The sequence below is a fragment of the Streptomyces sp. NPDC006385 genome, assembly GCF_040612485.1.
Lineage (GTDB): Bacteria > Actinomycetota > Actinomycetes > Streptomycetales > Streptomycetaceae > Streptomyces.
The window spans coordinates 1-2,524 of record NZ_JBEXQG010000165.1 but is presented as its reverse complement, the minus strand read 5'-3'; the positions used below and the strand labels follow the sequence as shown (position 1 = coordinate 2,524).

The 2,524-nt window shown below is 68.1% G+C and carries 1 protein-coding gene; it reads right to left on the bottom strand.

The window, feature by feature from the left end; all coding sequences use genetic code 11:
• Window positions 1-2,524: condensation domain-containing protein (locus ABZ078_RS44300; protein ID WP_356584360.1), on the bottom strand; the 2,524-nt coding region annotated here is incomplete at both ends.

Genomic DNA, 2,524 nt, shown 5'->3' with positions numbered 1-2,524 from the left:
CCGTTGCGCAGGGCGCGTTGGCGCAGGCTGGTCCACTGTTCGGGGGTGAGGGCGAGGGAGCGTGAGGTGAAGCGGGCTGCTGGGAGTGTCTCGGGTGCGGTACGCAGTGGCAGTTCGGGGGCAGGGGGGAGCTCGGGGAGTCGGGTCAGCCAGTAGTCACGCGCCCGTGCGAAGGCCTCCGTCTCCTCCACATCCTCCAACGCCCGCACATAGTCCCGGAACGTGATGGCGGGACACGCCATTTCAACACCGGGATTGTGGTGAAAGGCGCTCCACTCGTGGACGATCCGGCCGAGCGTGGCTCCATCGGCGATGAGGAGGTCGATCGCGATGTGGATTCGGGTGTGTTCGTCGTCCAGGCGGGTCGTGGCGATCTCGAAGAGGGGCCATTGTGCCGGTTCGCGGACCCGGCCGGCGATCTCCTCGCGGAGGGCGGTCAGGTGTGCTTCCCGCTCGGTGTTCTGGGTGTTGCGGACATCGTGGCGGGCGAATCGGTAGATGGGTACGTCGGCCAGGGCTTGCTGGCGGCCGTCGTCGGTGAAGACGGTACGCAGCATGTCGTGCCGTGCCACGACCGTGTTCCAGGCCCGCTCCAGCCGGTCCACGTCCAGTGAGACGGCGTCGATCTCGGCGTAGAAGGCGGCCGGTACGTTGCCCAGGGCGAAGAATCCCCCGCGGCCCAGCAGATAGGCCTGCTGCAGATCCGTCAGCCCGAACGGCTCGAAGCGGGCCGCTGGATCGGCCACGAGCCGGAGGAGCGCTGTCTCCTGCCCTTCTGCCGCGGGGTCGCGCGTGGCCAGGATCGCGGCCTGAGCGGCGATGGTCGGGTGCGCGAAGATGTCGCTGGCCGTCAGCGGCAGCCCGTTCGAGGCAGCCGCCGCCGCGGTCCGGACCGCCAGCAGGCTGTCACCGCCGGCTTGGAAGAAGTCGGTGTGGATGCCGACGGTCTGACCGCCGAGCACGTCGCACCAGACAGCGGCCAGGCGTTCCTCACGCAGGTTGCGCGGACCGGCCCCTTCCTCGGCCTGCACAGCCGTGCCCTCGACGTTCGGTTTCGGAAGCCGGGTGCGGTCGACTTTCCCGTTCGCCGATAGGGGCAGGAACTCGAGCAGGACATACCGCTCCGGCAGCATGTACGAGGGCAGCGTCCCGGCCAGGTGCTCCCGAACCGATTCGACCAGCCGCGAGGCGAGCTCCGGTGAAGCCGGCCGGTTCACCAGGTCGGTCACCCCGCCGTCCAGATCCCTGGCGGAGCACTCCTCGATCAGAGGGGCAGGCATACCACCCCGGTAGAACACGATGTCGGCCTCGCCCGGCGTCTCGGCCACTCGGGCTTCGATCAGCCACCCCGTGTCGTGGGCCAGGGCGCGGAGGTCGTCCGTACGGAACCCGTCGACCGCCGATTCGCTCTCCGCCACTTCTCCGGCGGTCCGCGCCGAGCAGCTCTCCAGGAGACTGACGGCTTGAAGGTCCCGGCCGAGACGCGGATTCGGTACACCACGCAGGACTACGGCGGTGGTTTCATGAGCGTCGGCTTCCTGGAGGACCGTGCGCAGGTCCCTCGTGGCGGCCACGGGCTGCCAGTCCAGTTCCATGATGCTCCCTGGTGTTGCAGCCTGGGCCATGGCGGGAGACTTGCGCAGGATCACGTCGTACCGGTAATCCGCCATTTCCGTAGCGGGGTCTCCGGCCTTGGGCAGCACGCTCACCAAGCCGAACCCGAGTCCCCGCAATCCGCGAAAGAGGTCGGGCGATATGGCCAGCTCGCGTTCCTGCCGGCTCCGCTCAGCGACCCGGACCGTGACATCCTCCACCGGGTCCGTGGCGGACGCCTGGAACAGCTCCACCGAGGTGTGGAAGGCGCGCAGCAGACGCAGGTCGCGGACATCGCCGACGAACAGGGTGCCGCCATCGGACAGCACCCGAGCGGCTTCGCGGAGTACGTCCATCAGGTATGCGCCGCTCGGGAAGTACTGGGAGACGGAGTTCGCGACGACGCAGTCGACACTGGCGTCCCCGACATCCGTGAGGTCGCGGGCGTCCCGGTGCAGCAGGCGTACCCGGCCCGCGTATTCCGGGCGGGCGTCGAAGAAGGCCTGAAGGGTAGCGAGTGTTTCGGTGGAGACGTCGATACCGGTGTAATGCGCCCTCGGGGCGATACGCGTCGCGAGCAGGCCCGTGCCGCAGCCGATCTCCAGGACGTGTGCCGGCGAGCATTCCGTGATGCGGCGCACGGTCTCGTCGACCCAGAGGCGCATCGCCTCGTCCGGGATGGGAGTGCCGGTGTACGTGCTGATCCACCCCGTTGTGTCGAAGTCGTCCCCGATCACGCCAACTTCGGAGCGCATGGCGTTGAAGACGTTTGCCCATTCGCTGACGCGCTCAACGTCGCCTTTGCCGTCTGCGTCGGGGGAGAGCTCCGGGACCAGGTATGCGGTGAGGTGGTTGTCGGTGGTGGTGACGACGGTGTCTTTGACGTTGGGGTGGGTGGTGAGTTTGGCTTCGATCTCGCCGAGTTCGATGC